General features: G+C 45.2%; 9 protein-coding genes, 14 tRNA genes and 5 rRNA genes. All 28 read left to right on the top strand.

The annotated features are described in order from the left end of the window. The first annotated feature begins 22 nt into the window (after positions 1–22). The 28 genes from ACNQFZ_RS10965 to ispF all read left to right on the top strand — a co-directional run bounded on the left by ACNQFZ_RS10965 (position 23) and on the right by ispF (position 19,644). A tRNA-Ile gene (locus ACNQFZ_RS10965) sits at positions 23–99 on the top strand. Positions 100–112: 13 nt separating this feature from the next. Next, a tRNA-Ala gene (locus ACNQFZ_RS10960) sits at positions 113–188 on the top strand. 95 nt (positions 189–283) lie between these two features. Then, positions 284–3,216 (top strand): 23S ribosomal RNA (locus ACNQFZ_RS10955). Between the two features lie 120 nt (positions 3,217–3,336). Next, positions 3,337–3,453: ribosomal RNA gene (rrf, locus tag ACNQFZ_RS10950) — 5S ribosomal RNA — on the top strand. A gap of 8 nt (positions 3,454–3,461) precedes the next feature. Further along, a tRNA-Val gene (locus tag ACNQFZ_RS10945) sits at positions 3,462–3,537 on the top strand. Between the two features lie 12 nt (positions 3,538–3,549). Then, positions 3,550–3,625: transfer RNA gene (locus tag ACNQFZ_RS10940), tRNA-Thr, on the top strand. A 53-nt stretch (positions 3,626–3,678) separates the two neighbouring features. Continuing rightward, positions 3,679–3,754 (top strand) — tRNA-Lys (locus ACNQFZ_RS10935). Positions 3,755–3,780: 26 nt separating this feature from the next. After that, positions 3,781–3,856 (top strand) — tRNA-Lys (locus ACNQFZ_RS10930). Between the two features lie 6 nt (positions 3,857–3,862). Then, positions 3,863–3,946: transfer RNA gene (locus ACNQFZ_RS10925), tRNA-Leu, on the top strand. 10 nt (positions 3,947–3,956) lie between these two features. Beyond that, positions 3,957–4,031: transfer RNA gene (locus ACNQFZ_RS10920), tRNA-Gly, on the top strand. 5 nt (positions 4,032–4,036) lie between these two features. Next, a tRNA-Leu gene (locus tag ACNQFZ_RS10915) sits at positions 4,037–4,125 on the top strand. A gap of 24 nt (positions 4,126–4,149) precedes the next feature. Then, positions 4,150–4,226, top strand: a tRNA-Arg gene (locus ACNQFZ_RS10910). Positions 4,227–4,242: 16 nt separating this feature from the next. After that, a tRNA-Pro gene (locus tag ACNQFZ_RS10905) sits at positions 4,243–4,319 on the top strand. Between the two features lie 25 nt (positions 4,320–4,344). Continuing rightward, positions 4,345–4,420 (top strand) — tRNA-Ala (locus tag ACNQFZ_RS10900). A 115-nt stretch (positions 4,421–4,535) separates the two neighbouring features. Further along, a 16S ribosomal RNA gene (locus tag ACNQFZ_RS10895) occupies positions 4,536–6,082 on the top strand. A 64-nt stretch (positions 6,083–6,146) separates the two neighbouring features. Beyond that, positions 6,147–6,223 (top strand) — tRNA-Ile (locus tag ACNQFZ_RS10890). Between the two features lie 13 nt (positions 6,224–6,236). After that, positions 6,237–6,312, top strand: a tRNA-Ala gene (locus ACNQFZ_RS10885). A gap of 95 nt (positions 6,313–6,407) precedes the next feature. After that, positions 6,408–9,339: ribosomal RNA gene (locus ACNQFZ_RS10880) — 23S ribosomal RNA — on the top strand. A gap of 215 nt (positions 9,340–9,554) precedes the next feature. Next, positions 9,555–9,671 (top strand): 5S ribosomal RNA (rrf, locus tag ACNQFZ_RS10875). The 16S, 23S and 5S rRNA genes sit together here with 14 tRNA genes alongside, the layout of an rRNA operon. 287 nt (positions 9,672–9,958) lie before the next feature. Continuing rightward, positions 9,959–10,663, top strand: coding sequence for an MgtC/SapB family protein (locus ACNQFZ_RS10870; RefSeq protein ID WP_458415228.1), 705 nt, complete (start codon positions 9,959–9,961; stop codon positions 10,661–10,663). Positions 10,664–10,811: 148 nt separating this feature from the next. After that, positions 10,812–11,273, top strand: a complete 462-nt coding sequence (locus ACNQFZ_RS10865) for a CtsR family transcriptional regulator (protein ID WP_458415227.1) — start codon at positions 10,812–10,814, stop codon at positions 11,271–11,273. 26 nt (positions 11,274–11,299) lie between these two features. After that, positions 11,300–11,845, top strand: a complete 546-nt coding sequence (locus ACNQFZ_RS10860) for a UvrB/UvrC motif-containing protein (RefSeq protein WP_458415226.1) — start codon at positions 11,300–11,302, stop codon at positions 11,843–11,845. A gap of 3 nt (positions 11,846–11,848) precedes the next feature. Further along, positions 11,849–12,928 carry a protein arginine kinase gene (locus tag ACNQFZ_RS10855; RefSeq protein ID WP_458415225.1) on the top strand — a complete coding sequence of 360 codons (1,080 nt, stop codon included), beginning with the start codon at positions 11,849–11,851 and terminating at the stop codon, positions 12,926–12,928. 5 nt (positions 12,929–12,933) lie between these two features. After that, positions 12,934–15,357: an ATP-dependent protease ATP-binding subunit ClpC gene (clpC, locus tag ACNQFZ_RS10850; protein ID WP_458415224.1), complete on the top strand. Its 2,424-nt coding sequence runs from the start codon at positions 12,934–12,936 to the stop codon at positions 15,355–15,357. A 125-nt stretch (positions 15,358–15,482) separates the two neighbouring features. Next, positions 15,483–16,862 (top strand): DNA repair protein RadA, encoded by a 1,380-nt coding sequence (gene radA / locus ACNQFZ_RS10845; RefSeq protein ID WP_458415223.1) that lies wholly within the window; start codon positions 15,483–15,485, stop codon positions 16,860–16,862. A 142-nt stretch (positions 16,863–17,004) separates the two neighbouring features. Next, entirely contained in the window at positions 17,005–18,117 is a 1,113-nt protein-coding gene (locus ACNQFZ_RS10840) for a PIN domain-containing protein (RefSeq protein ID WP_458415222.1), read from the top strand. A gap of 35 nt (positions 18,118–18,152) precedes the next feature. Further along, positions 18,153–18,848, top strand: coding sequence for a 2-C-methyl-D-erythritol 4-phosphate cytidylyltransferase (gene ispD / locus ACNQFZ_RS10835; protein ID WP_458415221.1), 696 nt, complete (start codon positions 18,153–18,155; stop codon positions 18,846–18,848). A gap of 322 nt (positions 18,849–19,170) precedes the next feature. After that, positions 19,171–19,644 (top strand): 2-C-methyl-D-erythritol 2,4-cyclodiphosphate synthase, encoded by a 474-nt coding sequence (gene ispF / locus ACNQFZ_RS10830; RefSeq protein WP_458415220.1) that lies wholly within the window; start codon positions 19,171–19,173, stop codon positions 19,642–19,644. Positions 19,645–19,650 lie beyond the last annotated feature (6 nt).

The raw sequence follows: 19,650 nt of genomic DNA, 5'->3' as shown, positions 1-19,650 counted from the left end.
AGAGAGCATTTCTCTTGATTATGGGCCTGTAGCTCAGCTGGTTAGAGCGCACGCCTGATAAGCGTGAGGTCGATGGTTCGAGTCCATTCAGGCCCACCATAATCATTATTTTGGGGGCTTAGCTCAGCTGGGAGAGCGCCTGCTTTGCACGCAGGAGGTCAGCGGTTCGATCCCGCTAGTCTCCACCATTTTTGTGTTCCTTGAAAACTAGATAATCGTAAACATTCATATTTACTGTAAGAAAGTTCTTATTACAATCATGATGATTCAATCAATCATCTTAGGTTAAGTTAGTAAGGGCGCACGGTGAATGCCTTGGCACTAGGAGCCGATGAAGGACGGGACTAACACCGATATGCTTCGGGGAGCTGTAAGTAAGCTTTGATCCGGAGATTTCCGAATGGGGAAACCCACTGTTCGTAATGGGACAGTATCTTTACCTGAATACATAGGGTATTGAAGGCAGACCCGGGGAACTGAAACATCTAAGTACCCGGAGGAAGAGAAAGCAAATGCGATTTCCTTAGTAGCGGCGAGCGAAACGGAAACAGCCCAAACCAAGAGGCTTGCCTCTTGGGGTTGTAGGACACTCTATACGGAGTTATAAAGGAATGAAGTAGGTGAAGTGGTCTGGAAAGGCCAGCCGAAGAAGGTAACAGCCCTGTAGCTGAAACTTCGTTCCCTCTTGAGTGGATCCTGAGTACGGCGGGACACGTGAAATCCCGTCGGAAGCTGGGAGGACCATCTCCCAAGGCTAAATACTCCCTAGTGACCGATAGTGAACCAGTACCGTGAGGGAAAGGTGAAAAGCACCCCGGAAGGGGAGTGAAAGAGATCCTGAAACCGTGTGCCTACAAGTAGTTGGAGCCCATTCATGGGTGACAGCGTGCCTTTTGTAGAATGAACCGGCGAGTTACGATCCCGTGCAAGGTTAAGTCGAAGAGACGGAGCCGCAGCGAAAGCGAGTCTGAATAGGGCGTCAAGAGTACGTGGTCGTAGACCCGAAACCAGGTGATCTACCCATGTCCAGGTTGAAGTCCAGGTAACACTGGATGGAGGACCGAACCCACGCACGTTGAAAAGTGCGGGGATGAGGTGTGGGTAGCGGAGAAATTCCAATCGAACTTGGAGATAGCTGGTTCTCCCCGAAATAGCTTTAGGGCTAGCCTTAAGGTAAGAGTCTTGGAGGTAGAGCACTGATTGGACTAGGGGCCCCCATCGGGTTACCGAATTCAGTCAAACTCCGAATGCCAAAGACTTATCCTTAGGAGTCAGACTACGAGTGATAAGGTCCGTGGTCAAAAGGGAAACAGCCCAGATCACCAGCTAAGGTCCCAAAGTGTACGTTAAGTGGCAAAGGATGTGGAGTTGCCCAGACAACCAGGATGTTGGCTTAGAAGCAGCCACCATTTAAAGAGTGCGTAATAGCTCACTGGTCGAGTGACTCTGCGCCGAAAATGTAACGGGGCTAAACGTACCACCGAAGCTGTGGATTGACACTTACGTGTCAGTGGTAGGGGAGCGTTCTAAGGGCTTTGAAGCTAGACCGAAAGGACTGGTGGAGCGCTTAGAAGTGAGAATGCCGGTGTGAGTAGCGAAAAGACAGGTGAGAATCCTGTCCATCGAAAGCCTAAGGTTTCCTGAGGAAGGCTCGTCCGCTCAGGGTTAGTCGGGACCTAAGCCGAGGCCGAAAGGCGTAGGCGATGGCCAACAGGTTGATATTCCTGTACCACCTCTTTACCGTTTGAGCAATGGAGGGACGCAGTAGGATAGGGTAAGCGCGCCGTTGGTTGTGCGCGTCCAAGCAGTTAGGCTAATGAGTAGGCAAATCCGCTCATTGTAAAGGCTGAGCTGTGATGGCGAGGGAAAATAGTACCGAAGTTCCTGATTCCACACTGCCAAGAAAAGCTTCTAGCGAGGTAGAAGGTGCCCGTACCGCAAACCGACACAGGTAGGCGAGGAGAGAATCCTAAGATGCGCGAGAGAACTCTCGTTAAGGAACTCGGCAAAATGACCCCGTAACTTCGGGAGAAGGGGTGCTCTGGTAGCGTGCAAGCGCGAGAGAGCCGCAGTGAATAGGCCCAAGCGACTGTTTAGCAAAAACACAGGTCTCTGCGAAGCCGTAAGGCGAAGTATAGGGGCTGACACCTGCCCGGTGCTGGAAGGTTAAGAGGAGGGGTTATCCTTTACGGAGAAGCTCTGAATCGAAGCCCCAGTAAACGGCGGCCGTAACTATAACGGTCCTAAGGTAGCGAAATTCCTTGTCAGGTAAGTTCTGACCCGCACGAAAGGTGTAACGACTTGGGCACTGTCTCAACGAGAGACTCGGTGAAATCATAGTACCTGTGAAGATGCAGGTTACCCGCGACAGGACGGAAAGACCCCATGGAGCTTTACTGCAGCCTGATATTGAATTTTGGTACAGCTTGTACAGGATAGGTAGGAGCCTGAGAAGCCGGAGCGCCAGCTTCGGTGGAGGCATCGGTGGGATACTACCCTGGCTGTATTGAAATTCTAACCCACGCCCCTGATCGGGGCGGGAGACAGTGTCAGGTGGGCAGTTTGACTGGGGCGGTCGCCTCCCAAAGAGTAACGGAGGCGCCCAAAGGTTCCCTCAGAATGGTTGGAAATCATTCGCAGAGTGTAAAGGCACAAGGGAGCTTGACTGCGAGACCTACAAGTCGAGCAGGGACGAAAGTCGGGCTTAGTGATCCGGTGGTTCCGCATGGAAGGGCCATCGCTCAACGGATAAAAGCTACCCTGGGGATAACAGGCTTATCTCCCCCAAGAGTCCACATCGACGGGGAGGTTTGGCACCTCGATGTCGGCTCATCGCATCCTGGGGCTGTAGTCGGTCCCAAGGGTTGGGCTGTTCGCCCATTAAAGCGGTACGCGAGCTGGGTTCAGAACGTCGTGAGACAGTTCGGTCCCTATCCGTCGTGGGCGCAGGAAATTTGAGAGGAGCTGTCCTTAGTACGAGAGGACCGGGATGGACGCACCGCTGGTGTACCAGTTGTCTTGCCAAAGGCATCGCTGGGTAGCTATGTGCGGACGGGATAAGTGCTGAAAGCATCTAAGCATGAAGCCCCCCTCGAGATGAGATTTCCCATTCGTAAGAAGTAAGATCCCTCAGAGACGATGAGGTAGATAGGTCTGAGGTGGAAGCGTAGCGATACGTGGAGCTGACAGATACTAATCGATCGAGGACTTAACCAAATAAGTGAATATGAATGTAGATTATCTAGTTTTGAGGGAACAACCTCAAAAAAGCGTAAAAAAATGCTTGCAAAGACAAACTGAAAGCAGTATAATTCTTTTTGTCCTAATAATAAATTGTTTGGTGACGATAGCGAAGAGGTCACACCCGTTCCCATTCCGAACACGGAAGTTAAGCTCTTCAGCGCCGATGGTAGTTGGGGGCTGTCCCCCTGTGAGAGTAGGACGTTGCCAAGCTATTTTACGGAGGATTAGCTCAGCTGGGAGAGCACCTGCCTTACAAGCAGGGGGTCGGCGGTTCGATCCCGTCATCCTCCACCATAATAATATTATGCCGGCTTAGCTCAATTGGTAGAGCAACTGACTTGTAATCAGTAGGTTGAGGGTTCAAGTCCTTTAGCCGGCACCACTTTTATTTAAAATGGCGGGAAATAGTTTTTTTATTGAAAACAGATAACATCTGGGCCATTAGCTCAGTTGGTAGAGCATCTGACTCTTAATCAGAGGGTCGTAGGTTCGAACCCTACATGGCCCACCATTAAATAATCTTGTTTGGCTAAATATGAGTTATTAGCTCAGTCGGTAGAGCATCTGACTTTTAATCAGAGGGTCGCAGGTTCGAATCCTGCATAACTCACCATTATATGCGGGTGTGGCGGAATTGGCAGACGCACCAGACTTAGGATCTGGCGCCTTTGGCGTGGGGGTTCGACTCCCTTCACCCGCACCAGTTAAATATTGCGGAAGTAGTTCAGTGGTAGAACACCACCTTGCCAAGGTGGGGGTCGCGGGTTCGAATCCCGTCTTCCGCTCCAAAGTTGCCGGGGTGGCGGAACTGGCAGACGCACAGGACTTAAAATCCTGCGGTAGGTGACTACCGTACCGGTTCGATTCCGGTCCTCGGCACCATTTGAATAATAAAGTTATATTAATGCGCCCGTAGCTCAATTGGATAGAGCGTCTGACTACGGATCAGAAGGTTGTGGGTTCGACTCCTGCCGGGCGCGCCATGAAATATAACATAATCGGGAAGTAGCTCAGCTTGGTAGAGCACTTGGTTTGGGACCAAGGGGTCGCAGGTTCGAATCCTGTCTTCCCGACCATATACACAAAATATTCTTTATTTATGGGGGCTTAGCTCAGCTGGGAGAGCGCCTGCTTTGCACGCAGGAGGTCAGCGGTTCGATCCCGCTAGTCTCCACCATATTAAACTTAAAATTAGAAATGATCTTTGAAAACTAAACAAAATGTCAAGCGTGCAAATAAAGTTGAACCTTTGAGTTCAACACAAGTCAGTTTAATTTTGAGCAATCAAACACTTTTTGGAGAGTTTGATCCTGGCTCAGGACGAACGCTGGCGGCGTGCCTAATACATGCAAGTCGAGCGGATGACGAGGAGCTTGCTCCTCTGATTCAGCGGCGGACGGGTGAGTAACACGTGGGCAACCTGCCTGTAAGACTGGGATAACTTCGGGAAACCGGAGCTAATACCGGATAACTCATGAGACCACATGGTCTTATGATAAAAGATGGTTTCGGCTATCACTTACAGATGGGCCCGCGGCGCATTAGCTAGTTGGTGAGGTAACGGCTCACCAAGGCGACGATGCGTAGCCGACCTGAGAGGGTGATCGGCCACACTGGGACTGAGACACGGCCCAGACTCCTACGGGAGGCAGCAGTAGGGAATCTTCCGCAATGGACGAAAGTCTGACGGAGCAACGCCGCGTGAGCGATGAAGGCCTTCGGGTCGTAAAGCTCTGTTGTTAGGGAAGAACAAGTATCAGTTAACTGCTGGTACCTTGACGGTACCTAACGAGAAAGCCACGGCTAACTACGTGCCAGCAGCCGCGGTAATACGTAGGTGGCAAGCGTTGTCCGGATTTATTGGGCGTAAAGCGCGCGCAGGCGGTTCTTTAAGTCTGATGTGAAAGCCCCCGGCTCAACCGGGGAGGGTCATTGGAAACTGGGGAACTTGAGTGCAGAAGAGAAGAGCGGAATTCCACGTGTAGCGGTGAAATGCGTAGAGATGTGGAGGAACACCAGTGGCGAAGGCGGCTCTTTGGTCTGTAACTGACGCTGAGGCGCGAAAGCGTGGGGAGCAAACAGGATTAGATACCCTGGTAGTCCACGCCGTAAACGATGAGTGCTAAGTGTTGGAGGGTTTCCGCCCTTCAGTGCTGCAGCTAACGCATTAAGCACTCCGCCTGGGGAGTACGGTCGCAAGACTGAAACTCAAAGGAATTGACGGGGGCCCGCACAAGCGGTGGAGCATGTGGTTTAATTCGAAGCAACGCGAAGAACCTTACCAGGTCTTGACATCCTCTGACAATCCTAGAGATAGGACTTTCCCTTCGGGGACAGAGTGACAGGTGGTGCATGGTTGTCGTCAGCTCGTGTCGTGAGATGTTGGGTTAAGTCCCGCAACGAGCGCAACCCTTGTCCTTAGTTGCCAGCATTCAGTTGGGCACTCTAGGGAGACTGCCGGTGACAAACCGGAGGAAGGTGGGGATGACGTCAAATCATCATGCCCCTTATGACCTGGGCTACACACGTGCTACAATGGATGGTACAAAGGGAAGCAAGACCGCGAGGTGGAGCCAATCCCATAAAGCCATTCTCAGTTCGGATTGTAGGCTGCAACTCGCCTACATGAAGCCGGAATCGCTAGTAATCGCGGATCAGCATGCCGCGGTGAATACGTTCCCGGGCCTTGTACACACCGCCCGTCACACCACGAGAGTTTGTAACACCCGAAGTCGGTGGGGTAACCTTTTGGAGCCAGCCGCCTAAGGTGGGACAGATGATTGGGGTGAAGTCGTAACAAGGTAGCCGTATCGGAAGGTGCGGCTGGATCACCTCCTTTCTAAGGATAATAAGGTACGCTTCGACATTTTGTTTAGTTTTGAGAGAGCATTTCTCTTGATTATGGGCCTGTAGCTCAGCTGGTTAGAGCGCACGCCTGATAAGCGTGAGGTCGATGGTTCGAGTCCATTCAGGCCCACCATAATCATTATTTTGGGGGCTTAGCTCAGCTGGGAGAGCGCCTGCTTTGCACGCAGGAGGTCAGCGGTTCGATCCCGCTAGTCTCCACCATTTTTGTGTTCCTTGAAAACTAGATAATCGTAAACATTCATATTTACTGTAAGAAAGTTCTTATTACAATCATGATGATTCAATCAATCATCTTAGGTTAAGTTAGTAAGGGCGCACGGTGAATGCCTTGGCACTAGGAGCCGATGAAGGACGGGACTAACACCGATATGCTTCGGGGAGCTGTAAGTAAGCTTTGATCCGGAGATTTCCGAATGGGGAAACCCACTGTTCGTAATGGGACAGTATCTTTACCTGAATACATAGGGTATTGAAGGCAGACCCGGGAACTGAAACATCTAAGTACCCGGAGGAAGAGAAAGCAAATGCGATTTCCTTAGTAGCGGCGAGCGAAACGGAAACAGCCCAAACCAAGAGGCTTGCCTCTTGGGGTTGTAGGACACTCTATACGGAGTTATAAAGGAATGAAGTAGGTGAAGTGGTCTGGAAAGGCCAGCCGAAGAAGGTAACAGCCCTGTAGCTGAAACTTCGTTCCCTCTTGAGTGGATCCTGAGTACGGCGGGACACGTGAAATCCCGTCGGAAGCTGGGAGGACCATCTCCCAAGGCTAAATACTCCCTAGTGACCGATAGTGAACCAGTACCGTGAGGGAAAGGTGAAAAGCACCCCGGAAGGGGAGTGAAAGAGATCCTGAAACCGTGTGCCTACAAGTAGTTGGAGCCCATTCATGGGTGACAGCGTGCCTTTTGTAGAATGAACCGGCGAGTTACGATCCCGTGCAAGGTTAAGTCGAAGAGACGGAGCCGCAGCGAAAGCGAGTCTGAATAGGGCGTCAAGAGTACGTGGTCGTAGACCCGAAACCAGGTGATCTACCCATGTCCAGGTTGAAGTCCAGGTAACACTGGATGGAGGACCGAACCCACGCACGTTGAAAAGTGCGGGGATGAGGTGTGGGTAGCGGAGAAATTCCAATCGAACTTGGAGATAGCTGGTTCTCCCCGAAATAGCTTTAGGGCTAGCCTTAAGGTAAGAGTCTTGGAGGTAGAGCACTGATTGGACTAGGGGCCCCCATCGGGTTACCGAATTCAGTCAAACTCCGAATGCCAAAGACTTATCCTTAGGAGTCAGACTACGAGTGATAAGGTCCGTGGTCAAAAGGGAAACAGCCCAGATCACCAGCTAAGGTCCCAAAGTGTACGTTAAGTGGCAAAGGATGTGGAGTTGCCCAGACAACCAGGATGTTGGCTTAGAAGCAGCCACCATTTAAAGAGTGCGTAATAGCTCACTGGTCGAGTGACTCTGCGCCGAAAATGTAACGGGGCTAAACGTACCACCGAAGCTGTGGATTGACACTTACGTGTCAGTGGTAGGGGAGCGTTCTAAGGGCTTTGAAGCTAGACCGAAAGGACTGGTGGAGCGCTTAGAAGTGAGAATGCCGGTGTGAGTAGCGAAAAGACAGGTGAGAATCCTGTCCATCGAAAGCCTAAGGTTTCCTGAGGAAGGCTCGTCCGCTCAGGGTTAGTCGGGACCTAAGCCGAGGCCGAAAGGCGTAGGCGATGGCCAACAGGTTGATATTCCTGTACCACCTCTTTACCGTTTGAGCAATGGAGGGACGCAGTAGGATAGGGTAAGCGCGCCGTTGGTTGTGCGCGTCCAAGCAGTTAGGCTAATGAGTAGGCAAATCCGCTCATTGTAAAGGCTGAGCTGTGATGGCGAGGGAAAATAGTACCGAAGTTCCTGATTCCACACTGCCAAGAAAAGCTTCTAGCGAGGTAGAAGGTGCCCGTACCGCAAACCGACACAGGTAGGCGAGGAGAGAATCCTAAGATGCGCGAGAGAACTCTCGTTAAGGAACTCGGCAAAATGACCCCGTAACTTCGGGAGAAGGGGTGCTCTGGTAGCGTGCAAGCGCGAGAGAGCCGCAGTGAATAGGCCCAAGCGACTGTTTAGCAAAAACACAGGTCTCTGCGAAGCCGTAAGGCGAAGTATAGGGGCTGACACCTGCCCGGTGCTGGAAGGTTAAGAGGAGGGGTTATCCTTTACGGAGAAGCTCTGAATCGAAGCCCCAGTAAACGGCGGCCGTAACTATAACGGTCCTAAGGTAGCGAAATTCCTTGTCAGGTAAGTTCTGACCCGCACGAAAGGTGTAACGACTTGGGCACTGTCTCAACGAGAGACTCGGTGAAATCATAGTACCTGTGAAGATGCAGGTTACCCGCGACAGGACGGAAAGACCCCATGGAGCTTTACTGCAGCCTGATATTGAATTTTGGTACAGCTTGTACAGGATAGGTAGGAGCCTGAGAAGCCGGAGCGCCAGCTTCGGTGGAGGCATCGGTGGGATACTACCCTGGCTGTATTGAAATTCTAACCCACGCCCCTGATCGGGGCGGGAGACAGTGTCAGGTGGGCAGTTTGACTGGGGCGGTCGCCTCCCAAAGAGTAACGGAGGCGCCCAAAGGTTCCCTCAGAATGGTTGGAAATCATTCGCAGAGTGTAAAGGCACAAGGGAGCTTGACTGCGAGACCTACAAGTCGAGCAGGGACGAAAGTCGGGCTTAGTGATCCGGTGGTTCCGCATGGAAGGGCCATCGCTCAACGGATAAAAGCTACCCTGGGGATAACAGGCTTATCTCCCCCAAGAGTCCACATCGACGGGGAGGTTTGGCACCTCGATGTCGGCTCATCGCATCCTGGGGCTGTAGTCGGTCCCAAGGGTTGGGCTGTTCGCCCATTAAAGCGGTACGCGAGCTGGGTTCAGAACGTCGTGAGACAGTTCGGTCCCTATCCGTCGTGGGCGCAGGAAATTTGAGAGGAGCTGTCCTTAGTACGAGAGGACCGGGATGGACGCACCGCTGGTGTACCAGTTGTCTTGCCAAAGGCATCGCTGGGTAGCTATGTGCGGACGGGATAAGTGCTGAAAGCATCTAAGCATGAAGCCCCCCTCGAGATGAGATTTCCCATTCGTAAGAAGTAAGATCCCTCAGAGACGATGAGGTAGATAGGTCTGAGGTGGAAGCGTAGCGATACGTGGAGCTGACAGATACTAATCGATCGAGGACTTAACCAAATAGAAAAGCGGAAGCGACCGTTTAGCGCACGACAAAACTGGAGCGCATCGACTGAGATAAAGGAAACACGACGAACGAAAGTGAGTCGATGTTGACTTATCGTAGGGAGATGAGCGAAGTTTACTAGTCGCTGGGAGCTGGAGCTGGACAATGTAGTGTAAATATGAATACAGATTATCTAGTTTTGAAGGAACAACCTTCATTTAAATATATGTTTGGTGACGATAGCGAAGAGGTCACACCCGTTCCCATTCCGAACACGGAAGTTAAGCTCTTCAGCGCCGATGGTAGTTGGGGGCTGTCCCCCTGTGAGAGTAGGACGTTGCCAAGCAAACAAAAAAGAGTAGCGAATGTGCTACTCTTTTTTGTGTTGTATTTGGTAATTAAATAAAATAAAAATTGAAGAAATCTGCATTATTAACCAACCCCAATAATAAAATAAAAAATACAAGCCCTGTGCTTGCTTACCAATACATAATAAAATTGCGTAAAGAACAAACACCCAAAGCCCATATCAGCTTAAAACTATTTGCATAAATATAGTTAATAATACTAACAAGGATAATACCTACTATATTTCGAATTATATAAGTAGACATGTAAATAGGGGGGCTTTTAATGGAACAAATATTAGGGGATGACTTTTGGGTAATGACCTTTAGAATATTTTTGGCTGCACTCTTAAGTGGAGTAATTGGTCTTGAGCGTGAGATAAAAAAACATCCAGCAGGCTTTCGCACCCATCTATTAGTTGGCGTTGGTTCTTGTTTAATGATGCTCCTATCTTTGTATGGGTTTAAGGATTATATTGATACTCACCAAAATATCAGGTTTGATCCAGCGCGAATACCTTCTTATGTTATTAGCGGGATTGGCTTTCTAGGTACAGGAACAATCTTGGTAAAGGGTGCTACTGTTCGCGGATTGACTACTGCAGCGTCGATATGGATTGTGGCGGGCATTGGTTTGATTGTCGGGGTTGGTATGATAGCACCGGCCTTATTGACGACGATTGTTGTTTTATTAAGCTTAATTACCTTGAATAAGTTTGAAAAAAAAATTTTTTCAACTAATACTTTTCAATTAATCAATATTGTAATGGACAAGGAATGCAATAGGTTACATGAGGTCCTAAAGGTATTAGAGGAGAATAATGTAACGTTCCAAAACGTGTCTATAAAAACAATGAAAGAAAAAAAAGGGGAAGGTGAGCGGGAACGGAAAAAGGTAACAATCGAAATTAATATTGCAGATGACCCATCAATCCTTGCTGAACTTCAGGATAAGATTTCTACACTGAAGTATGTCCACCAAATATTTTAAATATCACTGGAGCAGTTTGTGTACCTGAAATATTGGGAATGCTACTATTGACTTGAAGCAGACTAATTAGTTGAAAAACAGTACAGAAAACTTATATAATATATACATGGTCAAAGAAAGTCAAAGTCAGGAGAAAGGGGAGGGATTGATGCGAAATATTTCTGATATTATTGAACAATATTTGAAAAAGGTCTTAAACGTCAGCGAAGAAAGTGTTGTGGAAATTAAAAGAAATGAAATAGCTGAAAAATTCCAATGTGTCCCCTCACAAATTAATTATGTTATTAATACTCGCTTCACAATTGAGAAAGGATATATTGTGGAAAGTAAAAGGGGCGGCGGCGGTTATATTCGCATTATAAAAGTTGAATCAGATGATCATGCCGAATTAGTTGACCAAATGTTAGAATTAATCCCGAATCGTATTTCACAATCCACAGCTGAAGTTCTAGTTGAAAGGTTGCTTGAAGAACAAGCAGTTTCTGGACGGGAAGCGAAATTACTATTAAGTGCCATTGATCGAAGTGTCCTTTTGATAGACTTACCCGCACGAGACGAGCTTCGTTCAAAAATACTTAAATCGATGCTTTTTACTTTGAAATTTAAATAATTTACAAAAGAGGGAGAGGTGTTATTATGGAATGCCAAGAATGTCACCAAAACCCTGCTTCACTCCATTTTACTAAGATTGTGAATGGTCAAAAGACGGAAACACACCTATGTGAGCAATGTGCAAGGGAAAAGGGTGAAATTATGTCAGGTGGAGGAGGTTTTTCAATCAGCAATCTCCTATCCGGTTTATTAAATTTAGACTATCCTATTGCTGCAAGTCATAATACCAATCCATTTATAAATATAGATACTGTCCAATGTAAGCAATGTGGCATGACCTTTCAGCAGTTTTCTAAAATGGGTAGATTTGGGTGTTCGAATTGTTATGAAACATTTAGCTCCAAAATAGATCCAATCCTAAGAAGAGTTCATAGTGGAAATACAACACATGTTGGTAAAATTCCAAAACGAATTGGCGGAAACCTTCATCTATCGAAAGAAATTTCCGCTTTGAAAGAACAACTGCAAGCATCCATCCAACATGAAGAATTTGAAAAAGCAGCTGAATTAAGAGATAAAATCCGCTCCTTAGAGCTGCTCTTACATGAGCATAGAGAGGGGGAGCATTAATTCATGTCATTACAACGCTTTATCAATCAAGCTTTGAGCCCGTGGATGAGTGTAGAAGGCCCGGATAGCGATATTGTCCTCAGCAGTAGAATCCGTTTAGCAAGAAATCTGAGAGATATTGTTTTTCCAACCTTAGCCTCCGCTGAGGACCTTGAGCGGGTCATTGAATTGCTTACTAACTCGATTGTTAATCACAGCTTTGATACTATCGGTAATTTTGAACTAATCAAAATGGATAATCTGGAGTTTATTGATAAGCATGTATTAGTGGAAAAACATTTAATAAGCCCCCTCCTTGCGGAAAACTCAGAACATGGTGCCGTAATCCTTTCGGAAAATGAAGAGGTCAGCATCATGGTAAACGAAGAGGATCATGTACGGATTCAATGCTTATTTCCGGGGCTACAGTTATCACAAGCGCTTCAAGTTGCAAATAATATAGATGATTGGATTGAGGAAAGCATCGATTTTGCATTTGAGGAAAAGCGGGGGTATTTAACTAGCTGTCCAACAAATGTAGGTACGGGTTTAAGAGCCTCTGTTATGCTGCACTTACCTGCACTTATTTTGACGAATCAAATGAATAAAATAATCCCGGCAATAAACCAACTAGGATTAGTAGTTAGAGGGATTTATGGAGAAGGCAGCCAGGCTCAGGGAAACATATTCCAAATCTCGAATCAGATTACCTTAGGAATGTCCGAGCTAGACATTGTTAAAGATTTAGAGAGTGTAGTAGCACAAGTTATTGCTCAAGAACGCACAGCAAGAGAAATGATGGTGAAAAATTCCCACATTCAGCTTGAGGATAAGGTTTGGCGTTCTTACGGCAAATTAGCACATAGCCGCATCATTTCATCAAGTGAGGCCTCCCAATGTATATCAGATGTAAGGCTTGGTATTGATTTAGGATTTATTCAAAATGTATCAAGAACTATTTTAAGTGAATTAATGATTTTAACTCAGCCAGGTTTTTTACAAAGATTTGCAGGAAAAAAACTAACTCCTGAAGAAAGAGATGTTAGGAGAGCAACCCTAATTAGAGAACGATTGAAATTAGAAAAGGATTCGATGGGAGAGTGATCTAAATGATGTTTGGAAGATTCACGGAACGAGCACAAAAGGTATTAGCACTAGCGCAAGAAGAAGCAGTTCGTTTAGGCCATAGCAATATTGGAACAGAACATATTTTGTTAGGCCTTATTCGGGAAGGGGAAGGAATTGCAGCAAAAGCTCTTATCGCCCTAAACCTAGGTCCTGAGAAGATTCAAGAAGAAGTGGAAGCTCTGATCGGCAGAGGAGATGAGGTTAGCCAAACCATCCACTATACGCCAAGAGCGAAAAAAGTAATTGAATTGTCCATGGATGAAGCTAGGAAACTTGGTCACTCCTATGTTGGTACTGAGCATATTTTGCTTGGATTAATTCGTGAGGGTGAAGGTGTTGCCGCACGTGTATTAAATAACCTAGGGGTGAGCTTAAATAAAGCTCGTCAGCAAGTTTTACAACTTCTAGGGTCCAATGAATCTACATCAAGCAGTCACTCTGGTGGAGCGGTTGCAAATGCAAATACGCCTACATTGGATAGTTTGGCCCGCGATTTAACGCAAATTGCCCGTGAAGGCAGTCTGGACCCTGTAATTGGGCGTGGTCAGGAAATTCAACGTGTGATTGAGGTATTAAGCCGCCGTACGAAAAATAATCCTGTTCTAATTGGTGAGCCTGGTGTTGGTAAAACAGCCATTGCTGAAGGTCTTGCTCAACAAATTGTACAGAATGAAGTGCCAGAGATTCTTCGTAATAAGCGGGTCATGACATTGGATATGGGAACTGTTGTAGCTGGTACAAAGTACCGCGGTGAATTTGAAGACCGCCTCAAGAAGGTAATGGATGAAATTCGCCAAGCAGGGAACATCATTCTCTTTATCGATGAATTGCATACATTAATTGGTGCTGGTGGGGCAGAAGGTGCAATCGATGCCTCTAATATCCTGAAGCCATCACTTGCACGCGGTGAATTGCAATGTATCGGAGCGACAACACTTGACGAATATCGTAAATATATTGAAAAAGATGCGGCCCTTGAACGCCGTTTTCAGCCAATTAAGGTTGGTGAGCCGACACAGGAGGAAGCTATTCAAATTTTACACGGGTTACGTGACCGTTATGAAGCGCATCACCGTGTAACGATTACAGATGAAGCAATTGAAGAAGCAGTTAAATTATCAGACCGCTATATATCAGATCGTTTCCTTCCTGATAAAGCAATTGACCTGATTGATGAAGCAGCTGCAAAAGTTCGCCTTCGTTCTTACACTGCTCCACCTAATTTAAAGGAGCTTGAGCAAAAGTTAGAGGAAATTCGTAAAGAAAAAGATGCAGCCGTACAAAGTCAAGAGTTTGAAAAGGCGGCTTCATTACGTGATACAGAACAGCGTCTACGTGAAGATGTTGAAAAAACGAAAAAAGAATGGAAAGAAAAGCAAGGAAAAGAAAATTCAGAGGTTACGACAGAAGATATTGCTTTGGTAGTATCTGCTTGGACGGGTGTTCCTGTTTCTAAATTAGCGCAGGCTGAAACAGAACGATTATTGAATATGGAAAGCATTCTCCATTCTCGAGTAATCGGTCAAGAGGAAGCAGTAAAGGCAATTTCCAAAGCAATTCGTAGAGCGCGTGCAGGTTTGAAGGACCCTAAGCGCCCAATCGGCTCCTTTATTTTCCTGGGCCCTACTGGAGTAGGTAAAACAGAATTAGCGCGTGCCCTTGCAGAAGCTATGTTTGGTGATGAAGACGCACTCATCCGCATTGATATGTCAGAGTATATGGAGAAGCATACGACATCTCGATTAGTGGGTTCACCTCCAGGTTATGTTGGCCATGAAGAAGGCGGCCAATTAACAGAAAAGGTTCGTCGTAAGCCATATTCTGTTATTTTATTAGATGAAATCGAAAAGGCCCATCCAGAAGTATTTAATATTCTTCTTCAAGTTTTAGAGGATGGCCGTTTAACAGATTCTAAGGGACGTACAGTTGACTTCCGCAACACGATCGTAATTATGACTTCAAATGTCGGTGCTAGTGAATTGAAGCGTAATAAGTATGTCGGCTTTAATGTACAAGAAGGTCAAGAATACAAGGATATGAAATCGAAAGTAATGGATGCCTTGAAAAAAGCATTCCGTCCTGAATTCTTAAACCGAATCGATGAAATCATCGTCTTCCACTCATTAGAGAAACAGCATATTAATGAGATTGTTACATTAATGGCCAATGAATTAACAAAACGGTTAAAAGAACAAGATATCAACTTTGAAATTACAGAGGCAGCTAAAGAGAAAATTGCCAATGAAGGATTTGATCCGGAATATGGTGCACGTCCATTAAGACGGGCATTGCAAAAACAGGTTGAGGACCGTTTATCTGAAGAACTATTAAAAGGAACAGTACAAAAGGGTCAAAAAGTCATCATCGATGTAGAAGGCGATGATTATGTGGTAAAAACGCTATAGGCACAAAGTGAAGGACGTAAAATGCGTCCTTCACTTTGTTTTAAGCATATTTTTATTACAATATTGAATGTGGTATCATAAATATTAACAATAAGTGGTAATTTATATAAGAGAGGAACTTTTTTATGTCGAAGAGAAAAACAAAGTTTTGCTGCCAAAGCTGTGGCTATGAAACCCCAAAGTGGATGGGGAAATGTCCTGGATGTAATGAATGGAACACAATGGTGGAGGAACTGGAGATGCCAAAAACCTCAAGACGCCAATCATTTGTTACTTCCTCTACAACAGCAGCAGGGTCAAATAAACCGCAAATTATCACATCCATTGAATCAATGAGTGAGCCAAGAATCTATACAGACTATAAGGAAATGGATAGAGTGTTAGGCGGGGGAATTGTCCCTGGGTCACTCGTTTTAATTGGTGGAGATCCCGGAATCGGAAAATCCACGCTTCTTTTACAAATCTCCTCTCAGCTTGCGAATAGCCATTACAAGGTTTTATATATTTCTGGTGAAGAATCTGTGCGCCAAACGAAACTTCGTGCCGACCGTTTACGTATAACAAGTGATAACATTTTTGTTTTATCGGAAACCGATCTAGCTTTTATTGAAAAGGCAATTGATGAGTTAAGTCCAACCTTTGTTGTCATTGATTCAATTCAGACGGTCTATCATCCCGAGGTTCAGTCTGCCCCAGGCAGTGTGTCACAGGTTAGAGAATGTACTTCCCATTTTATGAGAATTGCTAAGACAAAGGGAGTTGCCATCTTTCTTGTTGGCCATGTAACAAAGGAGGGGTCGATTGCCGGACCGAGGTTATTAGAGCATATGGTGGATGCTGTTTTGTATTTCGAAGGGGAGCGCCATCATACTTATCGGATTTTAAGAGCAGTTAAAAACAGGTTTGGTTCTACGAATGAAATGGGTATATTTGAAATGAAGGAAGAGGGGCTAAGGGAAGTTCTGAATCCGTCGGAAATATTTCTAGAGGAACGAGCAGAAGGGGCATCCGGCTCCATTGTTGTTGCTTCATTGGAGGGTACGCGAACGGTGTTGGTTGAAATTCAGGCATTAATTGCTCCTACAAGCTTTGGAAACCCACGAAGGATGGCAACAGGAATCGATCATAACCGGGTATCACTTATTATGGCTGTTTTAGAAAAAAGAGCGGGCTTCCTGTTGGGGAATTACGATGCCTATTTGAAAGTGGCCGGTGGCATTAAGCTTGATGAACCTGCCATCGATTTAGGCGTGGCTGTAAGCATTGCTTCAAGTTTTCGGGATCAGCCCTCTAATCCAACAGATGTTGTCTTCGGGGAGGTTGGATTGACGGGAGAAATTAGAAGAGTATCAAGAGTAGAGCAGCGTGTCCAAGAGGCTGCAAAGCTAGGTTTTAAGCGGGTTATTATTCCTGAAAATAATATTGGAGGCTGGACTCCCCCTAAAGGAATCGAAGTAATCGGCGTCTCTACTATTGCTCAAGCATTGTCGTACACACTTGGGTAATTGTATGCAATTTTTAGTAATCGGCCTATAAAATTGATATTTATAGTAATTTCAATATAAAATAGAAAAGGAAATAACTTTTCACCTAAGAATATGTTTTTAAAATAGAAAAGTAGTTAATAATGTTAAAGGAGGTGAAGGAATGGTTAAAAGAATTGTACAGCTGTTTTTTATTGTTGTTGGTGGAACTTTAGGGTATTTGTATTTCCCGCTATTTTTAGAGTTATTGAAACTCGGTAATAATGGGTGGTTTGCTTCTCCTTATGCATGTACCGTTTATGGAGCACTTATTTTATTTCTTTCTACTTTTTGGTTAACTGATTATATCGTTGGGTTAATACGTAAGATTGAGGAAGCTTTGGTAAAGGCGCCGGCAACTGACATCATGTTTGGAAGCCTAGGATTGATTATCGGTTTGATTGTTGCCTTTTTAATTATGATTCCTTTAAAAGGCATAAAGTTTGAAGTATTAAGCACGATCATTCCAATCTTTGTAACATTGTTTCTCGGTTATTTAGGGTTTCAAACTGGCTTTAAAAAGCGAGAAGAACTTATAAATTTATTTTCAATTTCAGCCCGGTTAGGGACAAAGGATAAAAAGAAGCCGCTATCGAATGAGGCGGAAAACGTAGAGGAATATGTGGCAGGCAAGTTAAAAATACTTGATACAAGCGTCATTATAGATGGCCGTATTGCGGATATTTGCCAAACAGGGTTTTTAGAAGGTACGATTGTAATACCGCAATTTGTTCTGGAAGAATTGCAGCATATTGCTGATTCCTCAGATGCCTTAAAGCGAAATAGAGGCCGTCGTGGTCTGGATATTCTCAATCGGATTAGAAAAGAATTAGCGATTAATGTTGAGATTTATGAAGGCGATTTTGAAGATATCCAAGAGGTTGATAGTAAGCTAGTAAAATTAGCGAAAATTACTTCTGGAATCGTTGTTACAAATGACTTTAACTTAAATAAAGTGTGCGAATTGCAAAATGTTTCAGTACTCAATATTAATGACTTGGCAAATGCGGTCAAACCAGTTGTTCTTCCTGGCGAAGAATTAAGCGTTCAGGTTATTAAAGATGGGAAAGAGCATAATCAAGGGATTGCCTATCTTGATGATGGTACGATGATTGTTGTCGAGGAGGGCCGAGATTATATCGGCAAACGTATTGATGTACTTGTAACAAGTGTATTGCAAACGTCAGCGGGTCGTATGATTTTCGCCAAACCCAAACTTTTAGAAAAAGCATTATAAGAAAAATTCTGGACTTTTACTATTAGGTGAACAAAATGGACTATTATGTAGTAATACCTGCGGCAGGCCAAGGGAAAAGAATGAGCGCGGGGATGAATAAACAATTTATTAAATTGAATAACATACCGGTGATCATTCATACTTTGAATGTATTTGAACAGGACCATGATTGTAGAGGTGTCATTCTTGCTGTTAACGAACACGAAGTAAATATTTTTATCGAACTTATTCGTGAATATCACATTAAAAAAGTGATTAAAATTGTAAATGGCGGCAAGGAAAGGCAACATAGTGTCTATAATGGATTGAAGGCTTTCGAAGATGAAGCTCTAAATACGATTGTTTTAATCCATGATGGTGCTAGACCTTTTATCAAAAAGACAACGATTCATGACCTTGTACAATGTGTTGTTCGATATGAAGGTGCAGTGGTGGCCGTTCCTGTGAAAGATACAATTAAAGCAGTTCAGAACAATATAGTACAAAAAACAGTGGAGCGTTCAAGCTTGTGGTCGGTGCAAACCCCACAAGCTTTTCGTCTTTCTGTTATTTTAGCGGCACACGAAGAGGCCGAAAAGCAGCAGTTTTTAGGCACAGATGATTCGAGTCTTGTTGAAAGAATGGGGAAAAACGTACATATTGTGATGGGTGATTATGAGAATATTAAACTGACAACACCTGAGGACTTGCTATATGGAGAGGCTATATTAGCCAAAAGAAAACCTCAATGATTTACTTCGCTTTTAAATTGCGATGAAATTATTCCCTAAGCCGATTATTGTTCCCTAAAGTGATTGGACAATTCATAGATATCATAATGCAAGTTTTTATGCGGACACGAAAAAACATCTGGGTAGTTCAGGGAAGTGAGACTATTTTCGTGTTTGTCCGCATAAAAACTTAAGATTCTAACTACCCGCTAGTTTTTTACGTTGTCCAATCAAACTCGGTCACAATAATCGACTTATGGAATATATATTTGCATGAAAAAAACCAATAGATGTAGATCATCAATAAAGGATAATACCTTATAACAACAGAGGGGGATAATGAATGATTAGAATTGGCCAAGGATTTGATGTTCATCAGTTAGTGGAGGGAAGACCGCTTATTATTGGCGGCATTACAATTCCTTATGAAAGTGGATTGCTTGGTCACTCAGATGCAGACGTACTTCTACACACCGTTAGCGATGCGGCATTAGGAGCACTCTCACTTGGGGATATTGGCAAGCATTTTCCTGATACAGATCCAGCCTTTAAAGGAGCAGACTCCGCGAAGTTAATGGAGCATGTTTGGGCTTTAGTAAAAAAAGAAGGATACAAGCTTGGAAATTTAGACTGCACTATTATTGCCCAAAAGCCAAAAATGGCACCCTATATTGAACAAATGAGGGAGCGGATTGCAAGTCTATTAGAAGCCGAGATTGGACAAGTGAATGTGAAGGCAACGACAACAGAAAAGTTAGGCTTTACTGGGCGTAGTGAAGGAATTGCAGCCCAGGCGGTCATTCTTCTTGTTAAATAAGGCTTG

The sequence above is a fragment of the Schinkia acidoalkalinis genome (assembly GCF_054301215.1).
Note: the sequence above shows the minus strand (reverse complement) of the source record. Positions and strands in the feature narration are given on the sequence as shown.

What these genes read in the sequence shown, in the direction of transcription:
- ispD (WP_458415221.1), top strand. Translation starts at nt 18,153, where the DNA reads ATGGACTATTATGTAGTAATACCTGCGGCAGGCCAAGGGAAAAGAATG.
- ACNQFZ_RS10870 (WP_458415228.1), top strand. Translation starts at nt 9,959, where the DNA reads ATGGAACAAATATTAGGGGATGACTTTTGGGTAATGACCTTTAGAATA.
- radA (WP_458415223.1), top strand. Translation starts at nt 15,483, where the DNA reads ATGTCGAAGAGAAAAACAAAGTTTTGCTGCCAAAGCTGTGGCTATGAA.
- ACNQFZ_RS10840 (WP_458415222.1), top strand. Translation starts at nt 17,005, where the DNA reads ATGGTTAAAAGAATTGTACAGCTGTTTTTTATTGTTGTTGGTGGAACT.
- ispF (WP_458415220.1), top strand. Translation starts at nt 19,171, where the DNA reads ATGATTAGAATTGGCCAAGGATTTGATGTTCATCAGTTAGTGGAGGGA.
- ACNQFZ_RS10865 (WP_458415227.1), top strand. Translation starts at nt 10,812, where the DNA reads ATGCGAAATATTTCTGATATTATTGAACAATATTTGAAAAAGGTCTTA.
- clpC (WP_458415224.1), top strand. Translation starts at nt 12,934, where the DNA reads ATGATGTTTGGAAGATTCACGGAACGAGCACAAAAGGTATTAGCACTA.
- ACNQFZ_RS10855 (WP_458415225.1), top strand. Translation starts at nt 11,849, where the DNA reads ATGTCATTACAACGCTTTATCAATCAAGCTTTGAGCCCGTGGATGAGT.
- ACNQFZ_RS10860 (WP_458415226.1), top strand. Translation starts at nt 11,300, where the DNA reads ATGGAATGCCAAGAATGTCACCAAAACCCTGCTTCACTCCATTTTACT.